The organism is Glacieibacterium frigidum (assembly GCF_007097155.1).
GTDB classification, from domain to species: domain Bacteria; phylum Pseudomonadota; class Alphaproteobacteria; order Sphingomonadales; family Sphingomonadaceae; genus Glacieibacterium; species Glacieibacterium frigidum.
The window spans coordinates 384,843-407,834 of sequence record NZ_VJWA01000001.1; the positions used below are offsets into that span (position 1 = coordinate 384,843).

Sequence of the window (22,992 nt, forward strand, 5' to 3'; positions counted from 1 at the left end):
CTTCCCCCTTCCGAAGGATTGCGAATGACCGACCTTCCGACGCACGGCCTCCAGCTGCTGACCCTCGTCCGCGACGACGCGACGCTGGAGATCTCGCTGGTCAACCAGCCGGTGCCGACTCCGCGCGACCATGAGGTGCTGGTCGAGGTGCTGGCCACCCCGATCAACCCGTCCGACCTCGGCCTGCTGGTCGGGGCCGCCGATGTCTCGACGCTGCGCGCGTCGGAGCGTGACGGCCTGCCGGTGCTGACCGCCGACATCGCAGCCCCCGGCATGCGCGCCATGGCGGGCCGCGTCGGCGAGGCGATGCCGGTCGGCAACGAAGGCTGCGGTGTGGTCGTCGCCGCCGGCGCCTCGCCCGCCGCGCAGGCGCTGCTCGGCAAGACCGTCGCCCTGCTCGGCGGCGCGATGTACGCCCAGTATCGCTGCCTTTCGGTGGCCGCCTGCATGGAACTGCCCGACGGCACCGCGCCCGAGGACGGCGCCTCGTGCTTCGTCAATCCGCTGACCGCACTCGCCTTTACCGAGGTGATGCGCGCCGAGGGCCACAGCGCGCTGGTCCACACCGCCGCAGCATCGAACCTGGGCCAGATGCTGGTGCGCATCTGCGCCGCCGACGGCATCCCGCTCGTCAACATCGTCCGCAGTTCGGCGCAGGTCGCGCTGCTCGAAGGGATCGGCGCGACCCACATCGTCGACTCGAGCGCCGAGGATTTCCGCAGCAAGCTCGGCGCGGCGATCGAGGCGACCGGCGCCACGTGCGGCTTCGATGCGATCGGCGGCGGCAAGCTGTCCGGACAAATCCTCGCGGCGATGGAAGTCGCGGCGGTTAAGTCGGCGAAGACCTACAGCCGCTACGGCTCCGACACCTTCAAGCAGGTCTATGTCTACGGCATGCTCGACGTCGGACCGACGATCCTCGATCGCAGCTTCGGGCTAAGCTGGGCGCTGTCGGGCTTCCTGTTGACGCCCTTCATGGCGAAGGCGGGGCCGGAGGTCGTCGCCCGCATGCGCGCGCGCGTCGTCGCCGAGCTGACGACGACCTTCAAGAGCCACTACAGCCACAATATCAGCCTGCACGAGGCGCTCGATCCGGCGGTGCTGACCGCCTACAACGCCAAGCGGACCGGCGAGAAGTACCTGATCCGCCCGAAGGGTTGAGCCCGCCGCTCACCCCCGACGGCCGCTACATCGTCGTCCGCGGGCGGCTGTGGCGCGCCGCTAACCCTGCTCTCGATGACGCGACCCGCCAGGCGGCGGTCGACCGACTTATGACGGCGCGCCGGGCGATCGCACGCGGCGATATGTCCGCCCGCGCCGAAGTGCAGGCCGCGAAGGAGGCGCTCGGCGAGCGCGGCCCGGTGTGGTGGGACGACGGCGCCCCCGACCTCAACCGCCACATGGTGCGCAACACGCCCTACGCCGACTGGTTCGCCGCACTGGAGGGCTGAGCCGCCGGAACGGGCGCGCGCGGCGCGGCGTTATTTGCGTGAAGGAGATCATTCATGTCCGACGACACCCCCGCACCGCCGCCCACCACGCACGACGACGGCCGCGAGCTCGGCTACGGCGCTGTCGGCGCGCGTCCCGCCATCGCCGACAGCGAAGCAGCCCCCGGCAAGATCGAGGGCGGCGAGTCCTCGGGCGGCGCCTATCAGCACGCCGTCAAGCCGCGGAACAGCGACAGCGACAGCGACTCGGCAGGCCAGAACGAGCAGGGCTATTCGGGTCCCGACAACCCCAACGCGACGAGCACCAAGGACGCGTCGCATGACCGCGCCAGCTGACGGCGGCGTGCCCGGTGCCGCGACCGGCCCCGACGCGACGAGTGCTGCGAAGCCCGACAACGGTCAGGCAGAGGATGGCAAGCACGGCGGCCAATCGATGGGCGGGCACGCCGGTGCCCCGAGCACTGCGAGCGACGGCGCCGGGATCAACGCGCAGTCGGGCGAGAAGTCGGGGACCGAGACCGAGCGCAACGCGCCGGGCATGTCGACCGACAAGCAAGCCGACGATACGCGGTAAATTTTTTCTGGCTGTCATTCCGGCAAACGCCGGAACCATCGGCTTTCCAAGCGAACGTCCGCTTGTTGATCGCTGGGTTCCGGCGGTCGCCGAAATGGCAGTTCAGGGTGTTGCCGCTCTACCGCTCCAGCCGCCGGCCTTCGCGACCATCGACGGCAGCGGACGCCCCAATACCTCGGCAAACCAGCCGTTGATCGCGATCAGCGCATCGAGATCGACCCCGCTCGCGACCCCGCTGCGATCAAGCATGAACACGAGATCCTCGGTGGAGATATTACCCGTCGCCCGTGGCGCGAACGGGCAGCCGCCCAGTCCGCCGAGGCTCGCATCGAGTACCCGCACGCCGCTGCGGTAAGCCGCCCACGCATTCGCAATGCCGGTGCCCCGCGTGTTGTGAAAATGCGCACGCATCGCGACACCCGGCGCCGCCTCGGCGAGGCGCCCGAACAGCTCCTCGACCTGCGCCGGCACCGCAACGCCGATCGTGTCGGCCAGCGCGATCTCGACCGCACCCGCATCCGCCATCGCGCGCGCGATGTCGATCACCCGCTCCGGCGGCACCGACCCTTCGAAGGGGCAGCCGAACGCCGCCGAGATCGTCACCTGTGGCACCAGTCCGGCCTCGCGCGCCAGCCGCAGCATGGCGACATTCTCGGCAATGCCCTGGGCGACCGTCTGGCCCTGGTTGCGCTGGCCGAAGCTGTCGGACGCGACGACGACGCACCCCGCCTCGTCAACGCCGCGTGCGCCCCCCTCGCGGCTCGCGATGGCGCGCAGCACGCCGCGCTTGTTCAGGCACAGGCCGATGTAGGACACGTCCGGCCGGTCGGGCAGGCCGGCGATCACCGCCTCGCCGTCGGCCATCTGGGGCACCCGCGCCGGATTGACGAACGACGCGACTTCGATGCGCCGCACGCCGGCCCGGAGCAGCCGGTCGATCAGCTGCGCCTTGTCGGGCGTCGCGATGACCTCCGCCTCGTTCTGAAGCCCATCGCGGGCGCCGACCTCGACGATCTGAACCTGTTCCATGCGCGCCTTATAGTGCGACAATTTCGTGGTTGTCAGCCGGGGGTCATTGCGCCTCTAAAGCCGCGCATGGACGACTTTCTCGACGACGGCCCCGAACGCTCGGTTCAGGCGATGGGGCACGAACCGATTCCGCAGGCGCGCGCCGAGGATGCGGTGCGCGAACTGCTGCGCTGGGCGGGCGACGATCCCGAGCGTGAGGGGCTGCTCGACACGCCAGCGCGTGTGGCGCGCGCCTTCCGCGAATATTTTCGCGGCTATCTCGAGGACCCCGGCATCCACCTCAGCCGCACCTTCGGCGAGGTCGGCGGTTACGACGAGATCGTGCTGCTGAAGGACATCCCGTTCCAGTCGCACTGCGAGCACCACATGGCGCCGATCATCGGCAAGGCGCACATCGCCTATCTGCCGCGCGACCGCGTCGTCGGCATCTCCAAGCTGGCGCGCGTCCTGCACGGCTATGCGCGCCGCCTGCAGGTTCAGGAACGGCTGACCGCCGAAGTCGCCGACTGCATCCAGCACCACCTCGATCCCGTCGGTGTCGCGGTCGTCATCGAGGCGACCCACGCCTGCATGAGCGCGCGCGGCGTGATGACCGCGGGGGTCGTGATGACGACCAGCCGGATGATGGGCGTGTTTCGCGACGACGATCGGTCGCGGAAGGAAGTGCTGGCGCTGATGGGACGGGGCTAATCGCAACCAACTCCCATTAGGCCCGTTGCCCCGACCATGTTCATGTTCGCCACCGGCATCGAAAATTCCTACCCCAAGGTCGGGAGCCGGCGCGTCGACCAGATGGCGAAGTGCGGCCATTACGAGCGTTGGAGCCAGGACTTCGACCTCGTCGAGGCGCTCGGCATCCACTTCCTGCGCTACGGGCCGCCGATCCACACGACCTGGCTCGGCGACGGGCGCTACGACTGGTCGTTCGCCGACACGACGATGCGCGACCTGCACCGGCGCAACATCGTGCCGATCGTCGACCTCTGCCATTTCGGCGTGCCCGACTGGATCGGCGACTTCCAGAACCCCGATTTCGGCCCGCTGTTCGCGCGCTATGCCCGCGAGTTCGCGGCGCGCTTTCCGTGGGTGCAGCTCTACACGCCGGTCAACGAGATGTTCATCTGCGCGATGTTCTCCGCCAAGTACGGCTGGTGGAACGAGGCGCTGACGACCGACCGCGGCTTCGTCACCGCGCTCAAGAACCTCGTCAAGGCGAACGTCCTGTCGATGAAGTGCATCCTCGAGGAGCGCCCCGACGCGATCTTCATCCAGTCGGAATCGTCGGAGTATTTCCATGCCGAGGACCCCAGCGCGATCAAGCCCGCCGAAATCTTCAACTCGCTGCGCTTCCTCAGCCTCGACCTCAACTATGGCCGCCGCGTCGATTCCGAGATGTTCGAATATCTGATGGATAACGGCATGGCGCGCGAGGATTACCAGTTCTTCCTCGACAACCGCTTCAAGCAGCACTGCATCATGGGCAACGATTACTACATCACCAACGAACATCGCGTGGCGGCCGACGGCGAGAGCCGCGCCGCGGGCGAGGTGTTCGGCTACGACGGCATCACCTGGCAATACTACGACCGCTACCGCCTGCCGGTGATGCACACCGAGACCAATATGACCGACAATGCCGAAGGGACCGCGGCGGTCGACTGGCTGTGGAAGCAATGGGCAAGCGTGCTGCGCGTCCGCAACGACGGCGTGCCGATCACCGGCTTCACCTGGTATTCGCTGACCGACCAGATCGACTGGGACAGCGCGCTGCGGCACGACAACGGCAACGTCAACGCGGTCGGGCTGTACGATCTCGACCGCAACATCCGGCCGGTCGGGGCGGCGTACAGGGATCTGATCCAAGACTGGGCGGACGTGCTGCCGATGCAGTCGGTGTGCCTCGTCGTGCCGGTGGTCCGGCCGCAGGAGTATGACGAGGGCTTCGCGGTGCGGCGGCGCGACACGCTGCGCAACTGGCGCGCGCGGCGGGCACCCCCGGCCGCCGCAGTCGCTACGGCAGCCGAGATGTCCCCATCGGGGCGCGGCAGCGACGCCCCCTGACGCGGTCTGGCAAAACCGCGTCGCGCGCGCTACGGATGCGGCAATTGCGAACAAGGGGCACGCGCGATGGGCAAGCTACTCGGTAACCTGAATACGGCGATCCTGACGGGGGTCGTGCTGCTGGTCGTCATGGCGCTGGGGCTGCACCATGCGCAGCTCGACGGCGGCTATGCGGTGCCCTTCACGCTGTTCCTGCATGTCCTGTCGGGCATCGTGTGGATCGGTTTGCTCTATTATTTCAACCTCGTGCAGATCCCGACGATGCCCAAGGTGCCGGCCGAACTGAAGGGCGGCGTCAGCAAGTACATCGCCCCCGAGGCGCTGTTCTGGTTCCGCTGGGGCGCCATCGCGACGCTGGTCACCGGCCTCGCAGTCGCCGGACTCAAGGGCTATATGGCCGAGGCCTTCACGCTGCAGGACGGGTTCCGCCCGATCGGCATCGGCATGTACCTCGCAATCATCATGGCGGCGAACGTCTGGATGATCATCTGGCCGAACCAGCAGCGCGCCCTCGGCCTCGTTCCTGCTGACGATGCGGTCAAGGCGTCCAGCGCCCGCACCGCGATGCTCGCCAGCCGGACCAACTTCGTGCTGTCGCTGCCGATGCTCTACGGCATGGTCACGCAGATGTACCTGCCGGGCTGACGCGGTAGGCGACCGTCAGCGTCAGCGTCTCGCCCGGCGCGAGGCGCGCGACGCCGGGTTGTCCGGACAGGTTGAGCGCGTCGGTCGGGTGCGTCACCGGCTCGACCGCGGTGATGCTGTCCCCCGTCGGCGCATAGACTACGAGCCACTGCGCGTTCGCCGACGCAGTGAAGGTCAGGCGGTGCGTCGGCCAGTCGAGCGCCACCGGACCGGCCGGCCCCGTGAACACGTGATCGGTCGTCGTGCGCCCATGCAGCCGGTGGCTCCAGTCGTCGCCTACCTCGGCGACATGGCCGAGCGGCATGACGAAGGCATCGGTGCGCCACCAGCCGTCGAGCTTCGCGGTCAGCCGCGTCGCGGGCGGGTTGGGGAAATAGGGGTGCAGGCCGAGCCCGGCGGGCATGTCGGTCGCGTCGCGATTGGTCACCGACAGCGCGACGTCGAAGCCGTCGTCGGTCACCGTGAAGTCCTGTCGCGCGTCGAACGCCCAGGGCCAGACGCTGCCGTCGTGGGCGTAAGCCAGGCTGGCCGTCGTGTCGTTCGCGGTACCAGCCCACGGCGCCTGCCACGCCAGCCCGTGGATCGCATGCGGGTGCGTGCCGAAATTGCGCGGCAGGCGCACCTCGCGCCCGTTCCAGACGAAGCGCCCGTGCGCGATGCGGTTCGAATAGGGCACCAGCGGAAAGCACGCGAGGCCCAGCGGATCGCGCGCCGCGACCGCCTCGTCTCCGCTCGCACGCATCACGTCGATGCCGCGCCAGCGGAACGCCGCGATGCTGCCTCCAACCTCGGGCGCCAGCACGAGTTCGGTGTCGCCGCTCGCCAGCCTCATGCCGCATACTCCACCGGCGGGCAGCCGCGCGCGCCATGCCCCAGGATCTCGAACAGCGCGCCCGCCAGCGGCTGCGCGGTCAGCGCCGCCTCGTCGAGCCCCTGCCGCGCGCAGGTCACGAACAACCGGTCGAGGTTTGGTCCGCCGAAGGTGCAGCTGGTGATGTTCGACGCCGGCAATGCGTACTCGCCGACGATCTCGCCCGCCGGCGACACGCGCCGCACCGCCCAGCCGCCCCAGAAGGCGACCCACAGATAGCCTTCCGCATCGACCGTCATGCCGTCGGGCACGCCCAAAGTCGCGGGCCAGCGCGCGAAGTCGCGCTTGTTCGACAGGCTGCCATCGGCGCCGAGGTCGAAGGCGTAGGTCACGCCGTCCATAGTGTCGCTGTGATAGGCGGTCCGCCCGTCGGGGCTGAACGCCGGGCCGTTGGTGATGCGGTAACCGGTGTCGGCGACCGCCCAGCCGCCCGCGTCGACGCGGTACAAGGTACCCTGCCGCGCGGTCTTGCGGTCGTCCATCGTGCCCGCCCAGAAGGCGCCCGACGGATCGACCTTGCCGTCGTTGAAGCGATTGGTCGGCAGGTGCAGCTCGGGGTGGTCGATGGGCTCGAACACGCCTGCCGCCGGGTCGATGTGCGCGAAACCCTGTTCGGTCCCTGCGATGAACCCGCCGCCGATGCGTGGCGCGAGCGACCCGACGCGGCACGGCGGTGTCCAGCTGGATCGTTCCCCCGTCGCGGGATCGTAGCGGTGGACGGCGGGTGCCTCGATGTCGACGAAGTACAGCGCCGCCTCGCGCGCCACCCACACCGGCCCCTCGCCGAGCGTGCAGCCGACGTCCCACAGCGTCCGCCAGCCGGGTTCGTCCGTTTCGGTCGCCATTTTTGCTCCCATCGCCGTGACGGCGCGTTCTAGGCGGGACGGGCGGCGCGTGTCGATGCTGACGCCCACGCTTCGGCCCGCTAAGGACGGGCTTCACCTGAAGGAAACAGCATGGATTTCGTCGCGGTCGACTGGGGCACCTCGAACCGTCGCGTCTTCGAGATCGCGGGCGGCGTGGTGACCGCCACGCGCGAGGACGACCAGGGCATCCTGAACTGCGCCGACTTCGCGGGCGACGTCGCCTCGATCCGCGCCGCGGCGGGCGGGGCGCCGGTGCTGCTGGCAGGCATGATCGGGTCGAACCGCGGCTGGGTCGAGGTGCCGTACGTCGCCGCGCCCGCGGGCCTTTCGCAGATCGCTGCCGCGGTGACCTGGGTGCAGCCCGGCGTCGGCATCGTGCCCGGCGTGTCGTACAGCGACAATATCGCCGCCGACGTGATGCGCGGCGAGGAGGTGCAGGTGCTCGGCGCGCTGGCGCTCGGCGAGGTCGGCGACGGGCTGCTCGCCCACCCGGGCACCCACGGCAAGTGGATCGAGGTCGAGGACGGCCGCATCAACCGCTTCCGCACCGTGATGACCGGCGACGTTTTCGCGGCGCTCAAGGCGAAGTCGATCCTGTCGGACCTGTTGCAGGGCGAGGCGGGCACCGGGCCGGCGTTCGTCGCGGGGGTCGACCACGGCCTCGCGCACGGCGACCTGCTCGCCGAACTGTTCAGCGTCCGCGCCCGCGTCCTGCTGGGCCAGGCGGCGAAGGAGGATGCCGCATCCTACGTCTCGGGCCTGCTGATCGGCAACGAGGTCAGCATCGGGCTGGGCCGCCGCCGCGAGCCGATCGTCCCCGTCATCGGCACCGCGGCATTGTCCGAACGCTTTGCCGTGGCGCTCGACCGGGCAGGGCGCACCGCGCGCATCGTCGACGGCGAGGACGCCTTCGTCGCGGGAATGATCGCCATCATGGGAGCCACGCGATGACCGCCCTCGAGACCTTCCGCGCGCACCTCGCAGCGGTGCCGCTCGTCGCCATCGTGCGCGGGATCGAGCCGCACGAGGCCGAAGCCGTCGGCGCCGCGCTGATCGAGGCGGGGGTGCGGATCATCGAGGTGCCGCTCAACTCGCCGCGCCCGTTCGACAGCATCGCCATCCTGGCGAAGGCGTTCGGCGCGCGGGCGACGATCGGCGCTGGCACGGTGCTGAACGTTGCCGACGCGGGGCGCGTGGCAGACGCGGGCGGCGTGCTGGTGGTGTCCCCCAACGCCTGCCTGCCCGTCATCGCCGCGACGGCGGCGGCGGGCATGGTGTCGGCGCCGGGCATCTTCACGCCGACCGAGGCCTTCGCCGCCCTCGACGCGGGTGCGCATGCGCTGAAGCTGTTCCCGGCCGAAGCCGCGACGCCCGTTGTCGCGAAGGCACTGCTTGCGGTGCTGCCGAAGGGCACCGACCTGTTGATCGTCGGGGGCGTCTCGCCCGAGACGATGGCGCCGTGGGTCGCGGCGGGCGCGCGGGGATTCGGGCTCGGGTCGGGCGTCTTCAAGCCGGGGATGAGCGCCGCCGACGTCCGCGCGAAGGCTCGCGCATACGTGGCGGCGCTGGCCTCCGGCTAGGACGCGACGGCCATCCGGCGGCGGCGGGCGGTGGCGCCGACTATGCCGAAGCCGACGATCATCAGGCCCCAGGTCGCGGGCTCGGGCACTGCGGTGCCGAAGAAGCTGACTTCGCTGATGAACGCCCAGCTGCTCGGGCTCTGCTGGAACTCGATCGTGTGCGTTCCGCCGCTTAGCGACAGTCCGGTGAAGCTGACCGTACCGACGAAGGCCGGCGCCGTGAACGGCGTGACGACGCCGTCGATCAGGATCGCCGCGGGCGCGAACACGCCGCCGATGCCGCTGTTGTCGAGCGTGATGTCGATCGCCGTGATCGTCGGGCTGCCGGCGAAGTGGAAGGTCACGACCGGGTTGAGCACCGCGCTCGCGAGCCAGCCGACATAGGGGCCGGTCCCGGCGCCGTTCTCGACGGCGTTCCACGCCTGGGTTTCGGCATAGCCGTCGGTCAGGTCGCCGGTGCCGCCGGTCAGCGCGGCGCCGTCGGTCGTCGTGTTGCCGAGACCGGTGTAGCCGAGGTCCCAATAGTTGAAGCTGCCGCCGCTCGCCTGCCCATTGCCGTTGGGCATGTCGTAGCTGGTGACGATCAGCTGGGCTGCAGCGGCAGGCGCGGCAACGGTCAGTGCAACGGCCGTCAAAGCGGCGGAAATGTTCAGACGCAACATGGACTTGCTCCCCTCGCCGCAACACGCGGCACCGTCGAGAGCTTTGCAAAAAGCGGGCCAAAACCTGACCGAAACATTATCAATGCGTTAGCGAAACATGAATTAAAGAACTGTAAAGATCTCCAACGGTCGGCGTGGCTTTTCAGCTGGTTAGCGGCGGCACTTACGCAAGTCGGTCGGGCAACAAGCTTTGTTGCCGCAAGATCTTCGTCATCGGGCGGCCCTTGGCGAGCTCGTCGATCAATTTGTCGAGGATGCGGATCTCGCGCATCAGCGGGTCCTCGACCGCTTCGACTCGAACGCCGCAGACGGTGCCGGTGACGAGGTCGCGGAGCGGGTTCATCGCCGGGGCTCGGGCGAAGAAGTCGCGGAAAGTCGTGCCCTTCGCCAGTTCGGCGTCGAGGCTGTCCTGCGTGTGGCCAGTCTGCCAGCGGATGACCTCGTCGACCTCGGCCTTGGTCCGCCCCTTCTTCTCGGCCTTGGCGAGATAGGCGCGGTACACGCTCGCGACGGCGATCCCGAAGATGCGGTGGCCGGTCATGCGAACACCCGCGCCAGCACGCCCGCGTAGATTTCGGTCAGTGCGTCGATGTCCGCGACGGGGACGCTCTCGTCGATCTTGTGCATCGAGGTGCCGACGAGGCCGAACTCGACGACAGGGCAGAGGCGGCGGATGAAGCGGGCGTCGGAGGTGCCGCCGCTGGTCGAAAGTTCGGGGGTAACACCAGTGACCGCGTGGATGGCGTCGGCGACGAGGGTCGAGAGGGGGCCGGGCTCGGTCAGGAAGGCCTCGCCCGAGATGCGGACCTGCACATCGGCGGAGGGGGCATGCGCGGCGACCACCCCGCGCAGCCACGCCTCGAGGTCGGAGCCGCGCTGCAGGTCGTTGAAGCGGATATTGAGGCGGGCGCTCGCCTGCGCCGGTATGACGTTGGTTGCGGGGTTGCCCACCGTGAGGTCGGTGACCTCGAGGTTCGAGGGCTGGAACCAGTCGCTGCCGGTGTCGAGCTGGCGCGCCTTGAGCTCGGCGAGGATCGCGACGAGGCGCGTCACCGGATTGTCGGCCCGGTCGGGGTAGGCGACATGCCCCTGCGCGCCGTTGACGGTGATCCAGGCGTTCAATGACCCGCGCCGTCCGATCTTGATCGTGTCGCCCAGCACCCGCGCGCTGGTGGGTTCGCCGACAAGGCACAGGTCGGGGACGAGGCCGCGCGCTTCGATCCAGTCGAGCAGCGGCGCGGTGCCCCAGGTCGCGGGGCCTTCCTCGTCGCCGGTGATGATCAGGCTGAGGCGGCCCGAGCCACGGGGCCGTGCGCAGGCCGCGACGAAGGCGGCGATCGAGCCCTTCATGTCGGCGGCGCCGCGTCCGACGAGCTGGCCGTTCGTCACGGTCGCGTCGAAGGGCGGGACGCTCCAGGCGGCGGGGTCGCCGGGCGGCACGACATCGGTGTGGCCGGCGAAGGCGAAGTGCGGGTGGCCCTCGCCGATGGTGGCGAACAGGTTTTCGATCGGGCCGTCGGGGGCGTCGCCGAAGGTCAGGCGGTGGACCTCGAAGCCCAGCTCCTCGAGCGCGGCGGCGAGCATTCCCTGCGCGCCCGCATCGGCGGGCGTGACGCTGGGGCAGGCGATCAGTGCGCGGGCGAGGTCGAGCGCGGTCATGCGGTGCGCTTCTTCCGCAGCAGCAGCGGCAGGCCGAGCGCCAGCAGCGCCAGCGACCACAGCGAGTTCTCGGTATCCTCGATGAAGAAGGCGACCAGCAGCGCGCCGCTGACCAGCAGCGTCAGCACCACCGGCAGGGGGTAGAGCGGCATGCGCCACGGCCGCGCCAGCTCGGGCTCGCGTGCGCGCAGCTTGAGCGCCGCCAGCGCGGTGGCGATGATCGGCACCATCGACAGCGGCGCGTAGATCGCGACGATGGTCAGGTATGTCCCGCTCGACGCGAGCAGGGCGGCGGCGGCGCAGGTGACGATGACGGCAACCCATGGCGCGCCGCCCGGCGTGACCCGCGCGAAGATGCCCGGCAGCGCGCCGCTTTCGGCAAAGGCGTACAGGGTGCGCGGCGTGAACATGACGGTGATGTTGAGCAGCGTCAGCACCGCGAGCAGTGCAAAGCCGGTGGTCAGCCGCTCGCCGGCGGGACCGGCGATGACCCCGATCGCATCGGCGACGGGCAGCGTCGAGGCGCTGAGGACGCTGAGCGGCAGCGCGTGGAGCAGCGCCGCGTTGACCGCGACATAGACGAGGGTGACGCCGACGAGGCCGAGCAAGGTCGCCCGCGCGATCGTGCGGCCGGGGGCCTCGATCTCCTCGCCGAGATAGAACAGCGCGCCGTAACCGCCGTAGGTGCCCGAGATCAGGCGGATCGCGACGACGGCGGCGACGAAGGTCAGCGGCGGCGCCGGGCTCGCCGGCACAGGCGCGGCAGGGGCGAACAGGTAGAGCGCGGCGACGAGGGTGACGATCGCGGCGATCTTGATCACCGTGCCCGCGGTCTGACTGGCGCCGGTGACGCGCGTGCCGAGGCAATTGACCCCGGCAAGTACCGCCAGCATCAGCACCGCGAGGGTGCCGATCGACAGGCCGCCGCCGATCCCCAATCGCTGCAGATACTCGCCGAAGACCACCGATATGAAGCTGATCGCGACGAGGTTCTGCAGCCAGTCGGCCCAACCGACGAGCGTGCCCGCGGTATGCCCGAAAGCGCGCTCGGCATAGACGACGGGGCCGCCGGCGCGGGGCAGGGCGGTCGCCAGCTCGATCATCGGCATCGCCATGGCCAGCGTCAGCACGCCGCCGAGTGCCCAGAAAGCGAGGATCGTCGCGGGATCGCCGAGCGCTGCGGCGACCGGCCCCGGCGCGCGCATCAGCCCCGATCCGACGGTACCGCCGATGACGGCTGCAATGCCGAAGCCCAGCCCCAGGACACGCAGCAGGTGCGGTTGTCCGGGTTTCGTCGCGGCGCTATCGGCGGCAGCCATGCCCAAGCTCGCTCTGGATGCCATCCCCTCGATCGCCCGCACCGGCTATCCGCCGCCGCACGACGCTGCGGTGCAGGGCCGCAGCTGGGTGCCGCTCGCGGGTGCGCTGACCGACGTCGGCGTCAATCTGGTAACGCTCGCCCCGGGCGCTGCGTCGAGCCAGCGCCATTGGCACAGCGCCGAGGACGAGCTCGTCTATATGCTCGCCGGCGAGGCGGTGCTGATCGAGGACGACGGCGAGACGCTGCTGCATCCCGGCGACGTCGCGGTATTCCCGAAAGGCGTTCCCAACGCGCATCACCTCGTCAACCGCTCGGCTGCCGACGTGCGCTTCCTCGCTATCGGACCCGACAAGCCAGGCCAGGACGCCTGCGTCTATCCCGATATCGGCATGCGCTGGAGCAATGCCGAGGGCTATACCCTCGGCCACTAGCTCAGCTTGGCCAGATAGGCGCGGATGCGTTCGGCGTTGACGCCCATGTCGCCCTCGCCGACGCGTGACTTGGAGCGCACGTCGACACGGCTGCCGCCGGCATCGGGGCGGACGCGGACGACGACATCGTCCTTGAACCCCCACCACGGCACCGTCGCCACCGCCTCGATGCGGCCCGCGGCGGCGTCGGCGAGGACGATGCGCCAGCCCATCTCGCGCGTCGCCGCCAGCGCCTTGTCGAACGCGGCGGCGGGGTCTTCGGTAAGCAGCACGCCGGTCAGGTCGGGGTAGGCGGTGCGCTGCGCCGCGGCGACCGCCTCGCCGTCATAGGCTGCGGGGCTGACGTTCTCGCCGCGCTCGGCGAGCAGCGCCTGGAAGGGCGGCGGGTCGCGCGTGTCGGTGGTGATGTCATGAATGCGCGGCACGCTGCGCCCTTCGGCGATCTTCAGCGCGAGTACGCCGAAGGCGATCAGGCCGGCGACGGCGGCGACGCCCATCAGCGCACTCGGTCCGCGCTTGCGCAGCGCATAGACCGCGACGATCAGCGCGCCGACGCCCGCGACCAGCCCGCCGAGTGCGAACAGCGCCAGTCCCAGCTGCCACGGCGCCCCTGCGGCGGTCAGCGGCCCCGCGGCGATCACCAGGATGGCGGCGACGAGGGTGATCAGCGCCAGCCGCAGCGGCCAGGACGAGGTTCGCGGCACGGCGGCGTCGGCGCTCGAGATCGGGGGGCTGGCCATGTTCAGCGTCCTTTGCGTGGGATGGTGGGCGCGCCGGGCGCGAAGGTCGCGCCGAAATAATCGCCGGTGTACCAGCGCGGACGCGTGGGCGCGTCGGCGAGTTCCTTGGCGATCAGGTAATTGACCTTCGCGTATTTCGCGCCCGCCGCCCAGTCGATCGGCAGCTTCATGTCGTCCGACGGCTGGTGGTAATCGGTGCCCAGGTAATTGTCCCAAGCCGCCTTGCCGCCGTTGCCGTGCCCGGTGGCGAGCAGCAGCGCCGGCACGCCGCGCTTGACGAAGGTATAGTGGTCCGACCGCGTGAAGATCGCCTGCTCGGGCATCGGGTCGGGCGCGACCTTCACCCCGGCCTTGGCGACCGCGCGGGCGATCGCCTCGCCCATCGTCGAATGGTCGCCGCCGAAGGCGATGACGTCGTTGAAATCATAGAGGAGCATCGGCTGGTCGAGGTCGACGACCGCGGCGATGTTGCCGATCGGCACCGGCGGGTCGTTGGCCAGCGCCTCGGCGCCCAGCAGGCCCTTCTCCTCGGCCGTGTTCGCGACGAACATCAGCGTGCGCTTTGGCGCCGGCCCGGCGGCGAAGGCGCGCGCCACTTCCAGCATCGTCGCGACACCCGCGGCATTGTCGAGCGCGCCGTTGTAGATGCGGTCGCCCTTGATCTCGGGCCCGATGCCGAGATGGTCGAGGTGCCCCATCAGCACCACGACCTCGGCCTTCAGCTTCGGGTCGCTGCCGGGCAGGACGCCGATGACGTTGGGGCTGGTGACAGTGCGAAACGCCGCGGTGGCGGTGATCCGCACACGCGTCGGCAGCGCGAAACCCTTCGGCCGCGCCTTGGGCGTGCCGGCCTCGGCATAGATCGCGGCGAAGGCCTGCGGGCTGCCGGCGAAGAGCGTGTCGGCGGCCGCGCGGTTGAAGGTCGCATTGGCCTTCAGCGACGGGGCGGCGTCGTTCGCCAGGCCGTCGGCACCCAGGTACGTCATCGAGGGGATCGCCGAGGACGTCACCGACTTCGCCCAGGCACCACTGCGCCGCTCCGACGCCGCGGTCGGCAGGTTGATCAGCCCGATCGCCCCGCGTGCTGCGGCGGCGGCCGCCTTGACGTTGCGGTTCTGCAGATGGGCTGCGATCTCGTCGGGCCGGTCGGCGGGGGCGCCGCTGAGGATCGCGACGATCTTGCCGCGCACGTCGAGCCCCGCATAATCGTCGAAGCCCTGCGCGGGCGCATCGAGGCCGTAGCCCGCGAATACAACCTCGCCCTCCACGTCGGTCGCGGCGTCGCGGCGGCTGACGCCGACCAGCACGTCGCTGCCCTGCGCATAGGTCTTCACGCCGTTCGGACCAGTCAGCACGAGCTGCGCCGGCGTCGCGCCGGGCTTCTGCTCCTGCAGGCGCACCTGCTGGTACCAGCTGCCGTCCTTGGCGCCCGGAGTCAGGCCGAACGCCGCGAACTGTGCCGCGACGTAGGCTGCAGCGACCTCATGTCCGCGCGTGCCGGTACCGCGCCCCTCAAGCAGATCGTCGGCGAGAAAGGCGACATGCGCCTTGACCCGGTCGGGCGAGAAGGCCGGGGTGGCAGCAGCGAGGGGGGTGGCGGCTAACAGCGCCGTAAGCAAAATCTTCATGCGCCGGGACGGTAGAGCGCGCGGGAGCCGGGTCAAGCCGGGACGCCGCCTGGGACCAAGTAGCGCGCAAACGGATAGGTTTCCGCCTTTGCAGCCTCGGTCCATTCGACCATCCACGGATGCGCGGCCACAGCCTCGCAATAGGCGGCCGACACGTCCGAGACCGGCAGGCCGTAGGTGCGGATGCGCGTCACCACCGGCGCGTACATCGCGTCCGCCGCGCCGAAGCCGCCGAACAGGAAGGGTCCTTCGTGGGCGACATCGGCGTGGGTGCCGAAGACGTCGCGGGCGCGGCTCCACAGCGCGTCGATCCGCGCGACGTCGGCGAGCACCTCGGGCGAGGGCACGAAGTCGGGGAAGTTGTACTTCAGGTTCATCGCACAGCCCGAGCGGAGCGCCTGGAAACCACTGTGCATCTCCGCGCTCATCGAGCGCGCCAAGGCGCGCGCCGCCATGTCCTGCGGCCAGAAATGCCCGCGGCTGACGCGCGCGTTGCGCACCTTGTCGGCCAGCCAGTCGGCGATCGCGAGGCTGTCCCACACCGCAATGTCGCCATCCCACAGCACCGGCACCTTGCCCGACGGCAACTCGCCCTTGGCGGCGCCGCTATCCCATTCCGGCGTGTCCATCGGCAGCACGACCGTCTCGAAATCGAGCGCCGAGATCTTGCACGCCAGCCAGCCGCGCAGCGACCAGCTCGAATAGGCGCGGTTGCCGATGATCAGCCTGAGCATGTGCGTCTCCCCCGGATTTTCTTTGGTTCTAGCGCCGCCGCGCCGCCTTGACGAGCAAGTAGAGCAGCAGCCCCGCCGGCCCCGCCAGGAAGGTCAGCACCAGGCAGATCAGCAGCAGCCAGTGGGGCACCCGCGCGCGCGGCGCGTCCTCGACCTCCCAGCTTCCGACCCACAGGTCGAACGCGAGGTAATGCACCCAGCCGCCGAGCAGCGCGGTGCGCGACGAGAACAGGCTGGCGATGCCGTCGAGCGTCATGAAGCTTGCCCCCGACGGCGCCGGCCCGGTCGCCAGCGCATGGCCGACGATCGCGACATAGCCCCCGCACAGCAGCGCCGCGACGAGCCGCGCCGTGGTCACCATTGCAGGCCGCTTGAGCGGCGCGAGCGCGAGCGCCAGCCAGCCGACCAGGACGACGGTCGAGGCGATGCGGAACAGCTGGTCGAGCGGCATGAAGCGTCTCCGGCGCTCGCGGTGGACACGCGCGCGAGACCCACTAACCTAGGCGCGTTCCGCCGGAGACATCAATGCGCGTTGCCCTGCTCGCCGCCCTGTTCCTCGCTGCGCCCGCCGCGGCACTCCCGGTCGCCGAGGCGCGGGCGATCCTGAAGGAGGCGGTCGAGACGCCGAGCGTGCAGGGGCGGGGTGAGAACATCAAATACGCCGAAAAGCTGCGCGCGCGGCTGGTCGCTGCAGGCTTTCCGGCCGCCGACGTGACGGTCGAGCCGGTGGCGGGCGAGGCGATCCTGAGTGCTCGCTATCGCGGCACCGGCGGGGGCAAGCCGATCGCGGTGATCGGGCACATGGATGTCGTCGAGGCCGACGCGAAAGACTGGGTGCGCGATCCGTTCAAGCTGGTCGAGGACGGCGGCTATCTGTTCGGTCGCGGCGTCGCCGACAACAAGTTCGACGTGACGATGATCGTCGCGACGCTGATCGACCTGAGGAAGTCGGGCTTCAAGCCGAAGCGCGACATCATCCTCTATTTGTCGGGCGACGAGGAGACGGCGGGCAAGACCGCCGCGGTGCAGGCCAAGGCGGCGAAGGCGGCGGGGGTCGAGTTCGTCCTCAACGGCGACGGCGGCGGGGGCGGGCTGGCGACCGACAATAGTCCGATCGCCTATGCACTGCAGGGCGCCGAGAAGACCTATGCCGACTTCGAATTCGCCTTCACCAACCCCGGCGGGCACAGCAGCGCACCGCGCGAGGACAACGCGATCTACCGGCTCGCCGCCGCGCTGGCGAAGCTGCAGGCGTACAAGTTTCCGCCGCAGATCAACCCGCTGACCCGTGCGACGATGGCCGATGCCGGGCCGCGCGTCGGTGGCGCGACTGGGGCGGCGCTGACAAAGTTCGCGACCGACCCGACCGACAAGACGGCGGCCGCGACGCTCGCCGCCGATCCGGCCTGGGTCGGGCAGATCGGCACGACGTGCGTCGCGACGATCCTGAGCGGCGGCCACGCCCCCAACGCGCTGCCGCAGCGCGCCGCGGCGATGGTCAACTGCCGCATCTTTCCCGGTACCAGCGTCGCCGAGGTCAAGGCGAAGCTGGTCGAGGTCATCGGCGACCCGACCGTCGTCGCGACGACCAAGGTCGACTGGCCCGTCACCAGCCCGTCGCCGCTGCGCCCCGACGTCGTCGGCGCGGTGACCAAGGCGGTGCACGGGCGCTTCCCCGGGCTCGCGGTGGTGCCGGGGCAGACCTCGGGCGCGACCGACTGCGTCTTCTACCGCGCGCTCGAGATGCCGTGCTACGGCGTGTCGGGCCTGTTCATGCGCAGCGAGGACGAGTTCAGCCACGGCCTCAACGAGCGCGTGCCGGTGGCGGCGATCGAGCCCGCGCTGGCGCACTGGCGCGTGCTGTTCACGGAACTCGCGAAATGAGTCTCGCCGTCGTTGCCGACACGCGCGATCCGCTCGACGATTACAGCCTTCCAGGCTGGCTGTACCACGACCCCGAGTTTCACGCGCTCGAGATGGCGCGCGTCATCCGCCCGTCGTGGCAGATCGTCTGCCACCTGAGCGATCTGCCCAAGACCGGCGACTGGCACAGCCTCGAGTACGCGGGCGAGAGCGTCATCGTCGTGCGCGGCGAGCACGGCGAGGTGCGCGCCTTCACCAACGTCTGCCGCCACCGCGGCTCGCGTCTCGTCGACGGGGCGTGCGGCTCGGCGCGGAAGCTCGTCTGCCCGTACCACGCCTGGGTGTACGAGCTCGACGGGCGGCTGTCGGGTGTGCCGCAGCGCTCGCAGTACAAGGTCCCGCTGCCGCAGGGACTTATTCCCGTCGAACACGAGGTCTGGCACGGCTTCGTCTTCGTGCGGCTGGAAGGCGGCGGGCCGTCGGTCGCCAGCATGATGGCGCCGCACGAGGACGAGATCGCGCCCTACCGCTTCGCCGAGATGCAGCCGCTGAAGCGCGTCACCGAGCGGCCGCGCAGCGTCAACTGGAAGAACCTCTGCGACAATTATTCTGACGGGCTGCACGTCCCCGTCGCGCACCCGGGGCTCAAGCGGCTGTTCGGCGACGGCTACTGGATCGAGGCGGGGGCGCATGTCGACCGGCTGGGCGGGACGATCCTCGACCTGTCGCGCGGGTCCTGGTCGGAGCGCGCGTACCAGCGCCTCAAACCGCGCGCCGACCATCTCGACGACGCGCGGCAGAACCTGTGGCTGTACTTCAAGCTGTGGCCGAACATCGCCTTCGACATCTATGCCGACGGCATCGACTTCATGCAGTTCCTGCCCACCGGCCCGACGACGACGAGCCTGCGCGAGAGTGCGTACGCGCTGCCTGACGATCGGCGCGAGATGCGTGCCGCGCGCTACCTCAACGCGCGCATCAACCGCGAGGTGAACCGCGAGGACACCATCCTCGTGACGCGCGTCCAGGCGGGAATGCAGTCCGCGAGCTATAAGGCGGGGCCGCTCGGCGACAGCGAGGTCTGCCTGCGCTCCTTCGCGCAGCGGCTGCGGCGGGTCATTCCGGAGGCGCGGCTGGAACGGCCGCCGACGCCGGGGTGGAGCGCCGCGCGCACGGGGTGACTTCGCAGGGTTCGGCGCGTACACGCCCGGGCAATGAGCAATTCCAAGAAAGCCCGGACCGGCAACGCCCGCTCGGCGGCGCGCCTTGCCGCGGTGCAGGCGCTGTACCAGCGTGAGATGAACGGCGCGGCGCTGCCGCAGCTGCTGACCGAGTTCCACCGCCACCGCCTCGGCGCGACGATCGAGGGGGCCGACTATGTCGATGCCGACCGCGACTTCTTCGACGATGTCGTGGCGGGCGCGGGCGCACGCGAGGCCGAGATCGACGGCCAGATCGCCGGGGCGCTGGCGACCGGCTGGTCGCTCGAACGCCTCGACCGCCCGACCCGCGCGCTGCTCCGCGCCGGCGTCTATGAGCTGATCGCGCGGCCCGACGTGCCCGCGGCGGCAGTGGTCGACGAATATGTCGACGTCGCCCACGCCTTCTTCGAGGCGCGCGAGGCGGGCTTCGTCAACGCGCTGCTCGATACGGTGGCGCGGCGGGTGCGCGGCTGACAAGCCGATACGGTTCGTTTCTGTAGGATTTTGTTCCACGTGAAACAATCCCCGGGACCATGCGCGAACGCGCGCTGATCGCCGACCTGCTGGCGCCGCTCGCCACGCATCGCGCGGCGCGCGGGCTGACCGACGATGCCGCGGTCTGGCTGCCGCCGCTGGGGCGCGAGGTGGTGCTGACCCACGACGTGATCGCCTGCGGCACCCACTATCTGCCCGACGACCCGCCATCCGACGTGGCGTGGAAGCTGCTCGCGGTGAACCTGTCCGACCTCGCCGCGATGGGGGCGGAGCCCGTGGGCGTGCTGCTCGGCCTGACGCTGGGCGGGCACGAGGACGACGACTGGCTGCGCGGCTTCGTCGCCGGGCTGGGGCGGGCGTTGACGCATTTCGAGGTGGCGCTGCTGGGGGGCGACACGGTGCGCTGGGGCGGCGCGGCGGTGCTGGGATGCACGGCGGTGGGGCAGGTGCCGCATGGCTGCGCGCTGGGTCGCGACGGTGTTCGGGTCGGCGACGCGGTGTGGGTGTCGGGGACGATCGGCGACGCGGGCCGCGGGCTCGCCGTTGCGCGGGGGGAGGCACCCCACGACAAGCGCCTGCTCGACCGCTACCGTCGCCCGAACCCGCGCCTCGCGCTCGGCCGCGCGCTGGTCGGCACCGCGACCGCGTGCATGGACGTGTCCGACGGCGTGCTGATCGATGCGCAGCGCCTCGCGGCAGCGAGCGGCGTCGGGATCGAGCTAGACCTCGCCGCGCTGCCCGTGACCGGCGACTGCGACGAGGCCGAGCGCCTGATACGCGCCACTGCGGGCGACGATTACGAGCTGCTGTTCACCGCCGCGCCGGACGCCGAACTCGCTGCATTGGCCACCGCGAAAGTGCCGCTGACGCGCATCGGCCGCGTCGTCGCCGAGCCGGGCCTGACCGTACTCGGCGCACACGGCCTTATCACGCCCGCGCGTCTCGGCTGGGAGCACTGAACCCGCGCGGCTTGCGTAACGGCCCCGCCTTTGCCATTAGCGCCCCAAATCTATCGAAGGTGCAGCCCCATGCAGGGCGCACCTCATCAGGGGCTCGAGACACATGGACATGGTATTGCTCGCGATTTTGTGCGGGCTTGTCGCCGTCGCGTACGGCATCGTGACCGCGCTGCAGGTCCTGCGCGCGCCCGCCGGCAACGCCCGCATGCAGGAGATCGCCAAGGCGATCCAGGAGGGCGCGGGGGCGTACCTCCAGCGCCAATATATCGCGATCGGCATCGTTGGCGTCATCGTCGCGGTCGGCGTCGCGGTGTTCCTGGGGACGGTCCCTGCGATCGCCTTCGTGATCGGCGCGGTGCTGTCGGGCGTCACCGGCTTCATCGGCATGAACATCTCGGTCCGCGCCAACGTGCGTACGGCCGAGGCCGCCCGCGGCAGCCTGCAGGGTGGGCTGACCATGGCGTTCCGCTCGGGCGCGGTCACCGGCATGCTGGTCGCGGGCCTCGCGCTGCTCGCCATCGCCGGGCTGTATTACGTGCTGACCTCGGTCAACGGCCTCAGCGTCGAGGATGCCGTCGAGCAGCGCCAGATCGTCAACGCGCTGGTGGCGCTCAGCTTCGGCGCGTCGCTGATCTCGATCTTCGCGCGCCTCGGCGGCGGCATCTTCACCAAGGCCGCCGACGTCGGCGCCGACATGGTCGGCAAGAACGAGCTCGGCTTCGACGAGGACGACGACCGCAACCCGGGCGTCATCGCGGACAACGTCGGCGATAACGTCGGCGACTGCGCCGGCATGGCCGCCGACCTGTTCGAGACCTATGTCGTGACCATCGGCGCGACTATGGTGCTGGTCGCGCTGCTGATCGGTGCCGATGCGGGGCGCCTGATGACGCTCCCCCTTTTGGCTGGTGGCGTCTGCATCCTGACCTCGATCATCGGCACCTATTTCGTGCGGCTCGGCAAGGGCAGCATCATGGGCGCGCTGTACAAGGGCTTCATCGTCACTGCCCTGCTGTCGATCCCGGCACTGTACTTCGCGACCAACGCGGTGTTCCCCGACATGGAGGCACCGATCGCGCTGAACGACACCGCGGCGATGAGCTTCAACGCGCGTCACCTGTTCTACTGCATGCTCGTCGGCCTCGGCGTCACCGGGCTGATCGTGTGGATCACCGAGTATTACACCGGCACCGACTATCGCCCGGTGCAGTCGATCGCCAAGGCGTCGGACTCGGGTCACGGCACCAACGTCATCCAGGGCCTCGCGGTCAGCATGGAGTCGACCGCGCTGCCGACGCTGGTGATCGTCGTCGGCATCGTCGCGGCGTTCCAGCTGGCGGGGCTGATCGGTATCGCCTTCGCGGCGACCGCGATGCTCGCGCTGGCGGGCATGGTCGTGGCGCTCGACGCCTACGGCCCGGTCACCGACAACGCCGGCGGCATCGCCGAGATGTCGGGCCTCGACGCCGAGGTCCGCGAGCGCACCGACGCGCTCGACGCCGTGGGCAACACCACCAAGGCGGTCACCAAAGGCTATGCGATCGGCTCGGCGGGCCTCGCCGCGCTCGTGCTGTTCGCGACCTATACCGAGGACCTGCGGCAGTTCTTCAGCGCCGTGACGGTCGATTTCACTTTGTCGAACCCGTACGTCGTCGTCGGCCTGCTGCTCGGCGCGCTGCTGCCCTACCTGTTCGGCGGCATGGCGATGACCGCGGTCGGCCGCACGGCTGCGGCGGTGGCGCAGGACATCCGCGCGCAGTTCAAGGAAAACGGCCCGGCGATCATCAACCGCACCGCGCGGCCCAACTATGCCCGCACCGTGGGCCTGGTGACCGCGGGCGCGATCAAGGAGATGATCGTGCCCTCGCTGCTGCCGGTGCTGGCGCCGATCGTCGTGTACTTCGTCATCACCGCGGTGGCGGGCCAGGGCAACGGCTTCGCCGCGCTCGGCGCGCTATTGATGGGCGTCATCGTCTCCGGGCTGTTCGTCGCGATCTCGATGACCAGCGGCGGCGGCGCGTGGGACAATGCCAAGAAGGTCATCGAACAGGGCGCGTACGGCGGCAAGGGCTCCCCGGCGCACCAGGCGGCGGTGACCGGCGACACGGTCGGCGATCCGTACAAGGACACTGCGGGGCCGGCGGTCAATCCGATGATCAAGATCACGAACATCGTGGCTCTCTTGTTGTTGGCTGCTCTCGCCGGACACTGATCTCTATTG

26 protein-coding genes are annotated in these 22,992 nt (G+C 69.8%); 15 read left to right on the plus strand and 11 right to left on the minus strand.

All coding sequences use genetic code 11. From position 1 onward, the window contains the following. Positions 1–24: 24 nt before the first annotated feature. The 4 genes from FMM06_RS01800 to FMM06_RS01815 are packed head-to-tail and all read left to right on the plus strand — an operon-like array spanning position 25 to position 2,025. Positions 25–1,161, plus strand: a complete 1,137-nt coding sequence (locus tag FMM06_RS01800) for a zinc-binding dehydrogenase (RefSeq protein WP_143554512.1) — start codon at positions 25–27, stop codon at positions 1,159–1,161. Beyond that, the gene (locus tag FMM06_RS01805) at positions 1,158–1,451 is read left to right on the plus strand and encodes a hypothetical protein (protein WP_143554513.1); all 294 of its coding nucleotides are present in this window, start codon (positions 1,158–1,160) and stop codon (positions 1,449–1,451) included. The genes FMM06_RS01800 and FMM06_RS01805 overlap by 4 nt, the downstream gene beginning before the upstream one ends. 54 nt (positions 1,452–1,505) lie before the next feature. After that, positions 1,506–1,787, plus strand: a complete 282-nt coding sequence (locus FMM06_RS01810) for a hypothetical protein (protein ID WP_143554514.1) — start codon at positions 1,506–1,508, stop codon at positions 1,785–1,787. Beyond that, positions 1,771–2,025, plus strand: a complete 255-nt coding sequence (locus FMM06_RS01815) for a hypothetical protein (RefSeq protein ID WP_143554515.1) — start codon at positions 1,771–1,773, stop codon at positions 2,023–2,025. Before FMM06_RS01810 ends, FMM06_RS01815 begins: the two co-directional genes overlap by 17 nt. A gap of 102 nt (positions 2,026–2,127) precedes the next feature. Here the strand turns inward: FMM06_RS01815 and FMM06_RS01820 are convergent, their stop codons facing one another. Continuing rightward, positions 2,128–3,054 (minus strand): hydroxymethylglutaryl-CoA lyase, encoded by a 927-nt coding sequence (locus tag FMM06_RS01820; RefSeq protein WP_143554516.1) that lies wholly within the window; start codon positions 3,052–3,054, stop codon positions 2,128–2,130. Positions 3,055–3,165: 111 nt separating this feature from the next. Here FMM06_RS01820 and folE point away from each other — a divergent pair, with 111 nt between their 5' ends. The 3 genes from folE (at position 3,166) to FMM06_RS01835 (ending at position 5,760) form a co-directional block, all read left to right on the plus strand. Next, positions 3,166–3,744 (plus strand): GTP cyclohydrolase I FolE, encoded by a 579-nt coding sequence (folE, locus tag FMM06_RS01825; protein WP_235889201.1) that lies wholly within the window; start codon positions 3,166–3,168, stop codon positions 3,742–3,744. Between the two features lie 36 nt (positions 3,745–3,780). Beyond that, the gene (locus tag FMM06_RS01830) at positions 3,781–5,115 is read left to right on the plus strand and encodes a family 1 glycosylhydrolase (protein WP_207790223.1); all 1,335 of its coding nucleotides are present in this window, start codon (positions 3,781–3,783) and stop codon (positions 5,113–5,115) included. A 66-nt stretch (positions 5,116–5,181) separates the two neighbouring features. After that, positions 5,182–5,760, plus strand: a complete 579-nt coding sequence (locus tag FMM06_RS01835) for a urate hydroxylase PuuD (RefSeq protein WP_143554518.1) — start codon at positions 5,182–5,184, stop codon at positions 5,758–5,760. Here the strand turns inward: FMM06_RS01835 and FMM06_RS01840 are convergent. Further along, positions 5,735–6,592 carry an aldose 1-epimerase gene (locus FMM06_RS01840; RefSeq protein ID WP_143554519.1) on the minus strand — a complete coding sequence of 286 codons (858 nt, stop codon included), beginning with the start codon at positions 6,590–6,592 and terminating at the stop codon, positions 5,735–5,737. The genes FMM06_RS01835 and FMM06_RS01840 overlap by 26 nt on opposite strands. Continuing rightward, positions 6,589–7,476 carry an SMP-30/gluconolactonase/LRE family protein gene (locus tag FMM06_RS01845; RefSeq protein WP_143554520.1) on the minus strand — a complete coding sequence of 296 codons (888 nt, stop codon included), beginning with the start codon at positions 7,474–7,476 and terminating at the stop codon, positions 6,589–6,591. Before FMM06_RS01845 ends, FMM06_RS01840 begins: the two co-directional genes overlap by 4 nt. 111 nt (positions 7,477–7,587) lie before the next feature. Here FMM06_RS01845 and FMM06_RS01850 point away from each other — a divergent pair, with 111 nt between their 5' ends. Beyond that, complete coding sequence (locus FMM06_RS01850; protein WP_143554521.1) at positions 7,588–8,448, plus strand: 2-dehydro-3-deoxygalactonokinase; 861 nt, start codon at positions 7,588–7,590, stop codon at positions 8,446–8,448. Then, positions 8,445–9,077, plus strand: a complete 633-nt coding sequence (locus FMM06_RS01855) for a 2-dehydro-3-deoxy-6-phosphogalactonate aldolase (protein WP_143554522.1) — start codon at positions 8,445–8,447, stop codon at positions 9,075–9,077. The genes FMM06_RS01850 and FMM06_RS01855 overlap by 4 nt, the downstream gene beginning before the upstream one ends. Here the strand turns inward: FMM06_RS01855 and FMM06_RS01860 are convergent. The 4 genes from FMM06_RS01860 to FMM06_RS01875 form a co-directional block, all read right to left on the minus strand. Beyond that, complete coding sequence (locus FMM06_RS01860; protein WP_143554523.1) at positions 9,074–9,739, minus strand: PEPxxWA-CTERM sorting domain-containing protein; 666 nt, start codon at positions 9,737–9,739, stop codon at positions 9,074–9,076. The genes FMM06_RS01855 and FMM06_RS01860 overlap by 4 nt on opposite strands. A 163-nt stretch (positions 9,740–9,902) precedes the next feature. Then, positions 9,903–10,280, minus strand: a complete 378-nt coding sequence (locus FMM06_RS01865) for a DUF2200 domain-containing protein (RefSeq protein WP_143554524.1) — start codon at positions 10,278–10,280, stop codon at positions 9,903–9,905. Next, positions 10,277–11,398, minus strand: a complete 1,122-nt coding sequence (gene dapE, locus FMM06_RS01870) for a succinyl-diaminopimelate desuccinylase (protein ID WP_143554525.1) — start codon at positions 11,396–11,398, stop codon at positions 10,277–10,279. Before dapE ends, FMM06_RS01865 begins: the two co-directional genes overlap by 4 nt. Beyond that, complete coding sequence (locus tag FMM06_RS01875) at positions 11,395–12,717, minus strand: APC family permease (RefSeq protein ID WP_185965000.1); 1,323 nt, start codon at positions 12,715–12,717, stop codon at positions 11,395–11,397. Before FMM06_RS01875 ends, dapE begins: the two co-directional genes overlap by 4 nt. Here FMM06_RS01875 and FMM06_RS01880 point away from each other — a divergent pair. After that, complete coding sequence (locus tag FMM06_RS01880; RefSeq protein WP_143554527.1) at positions 12,716–13,150, plus strand: cupin domain-containing protein; 435 nt, start codon at positions 12,716–12,718, stop codon at positions 13,148–13,150. The genes FMM06_RS01875 and FMM06_RS01880 overlap by 2 nt on opposite strands. Here FMM06_RS01880 and FMM06_RS01885 read toward each other — a convergent pair. Genes FMM06_RS01885 through FMM06_RS01900 form a run of 4 tightly spaced genes read right to left on the minus strand, consistent with a single transcriptional unit; the run spans position 13,147 to position 16,703 of the window. Then, a complete protein-coding gene (locus FMM06_RS01885; protein ID WP_143554528.1) occupies positions 13,147–13,890 on the minus strand; it encodes a DUF1499 domain-containing protein in 744 nt (247 codons plus the stop codon). The two genes, FMM06_RS01880 and FMM06_RS01885, sit on opposite strands and share 4 nt — an antisense overlap. A gap of 2 nt (positions 13,891–13,892) precedes the next feature. Beyond that, positions 13,893–15,518, minus strand: coding sequence for a M28 family metallopeptidase (locus tag FMM06_RS01890; protein WP_143554529.1), 1,626 nt, complete (start codon positions 15,516–15,518; stop codon positions 13,893–13,895). Positions 15,519–15,550: 32 nt separating this feature from the next. Beyond that, the gene (locus FMM06_RS01895; protein WP_143554530.1) at positions 15,551–16,252 is read right to left on the minus strand and encodes a glutathione S-transferase family protein; all 702 of its coding nucleotides are present in this window, start codon (positions 16,250–16,252) and stop codon (positions 15,551–15,553) included. Between the two features lie 28 nt (positions 16,253–16,280). Continuing rightward, the gene (locus FMM06_RS01900; protein WP_143554531.1) at positions 16,281–16,703 is read right to left on the minus strand and encodes an ABA4-like family protein; all 423 of its coding nucleotides are present in this window, start codon (positions 16,701–16,703) and stop codon (positions 16,281–16,283) included. 74 nt (positions 16,704–16,777) lie between these two features. Here FMM06_RS01900 and FMM06_RS01905 point away from each other — a divergent pair, with 74 nt between their 5' ends. The 5 genes from FMM06_RS01905 (at position 16,778) to FMM06_RS01925 (ending at position 22,983) form a co-directional block, all read left to right on the plus strand. Beyond that, entirely contained in the window at positions 16,778–18,136 is a 1,359-nt protein-coding gene (locus FMM06_RS01905; protein WP_143554532.1) for a M20/M25/M40 family metallo-hydrolase, read from the plus strand. After that, on the plus strand, positions 18,133–19,296 hold the full coding sequence (locus FMM06_RS01910) for an aromatic ring-hydroxylating oxygenase subunit alpha (RefSeq protein WP_143554533.1): 1,164 nt from the start codon (positions 18,133–18,135) through the stop codon (positions 19,294–19,296). Before FMM06_RS01905 ends, FMM06_RS01910 begins: the two co-directional genes overlap by 4 nt. Before the next feature lie 33 nt (positions 19,297–19,329). Then, positions 19,330–19,791 (plus strand): transcription antitermination factor NusB, encoded by a 462-nt coding sequence (gene nusB, locus FMM06_RS01915; protein ID WP_143554534.1) that lies wholly within the window; start codon positions 19,330–19,332, stop codon positions 19,789–19,791. Positions 19,792–19,850: 59 nt separating this feature from the next. Beyond that, positions 19,851–20,771, plus strand: a complete 921-nt coding sequence (gene thiL, locus FMM06_RS01920; RefSeq protein WP_143554535.1) for a thiamine-phosphate kinase — start codon at positions 19,851–19,853, stop codon at positions 20,769–20,771. Between the two features lie 103 nt (positions 20,772–20,874). After that, on the plus strand, positions 20,875–22,983 hold the full coding sequence (locus tag FMM06_RS01925; RefSeq protein ID WP_143554536.1) for a sodium-translocating pyrophosphatase: 2,109 nt from the start codon (positions 20,875–20,877) through the stop codon (positions 22,981–22,983). The last annotated feature ends 9 nt before the right edge of the window (positions 22,984–22,992 follow it).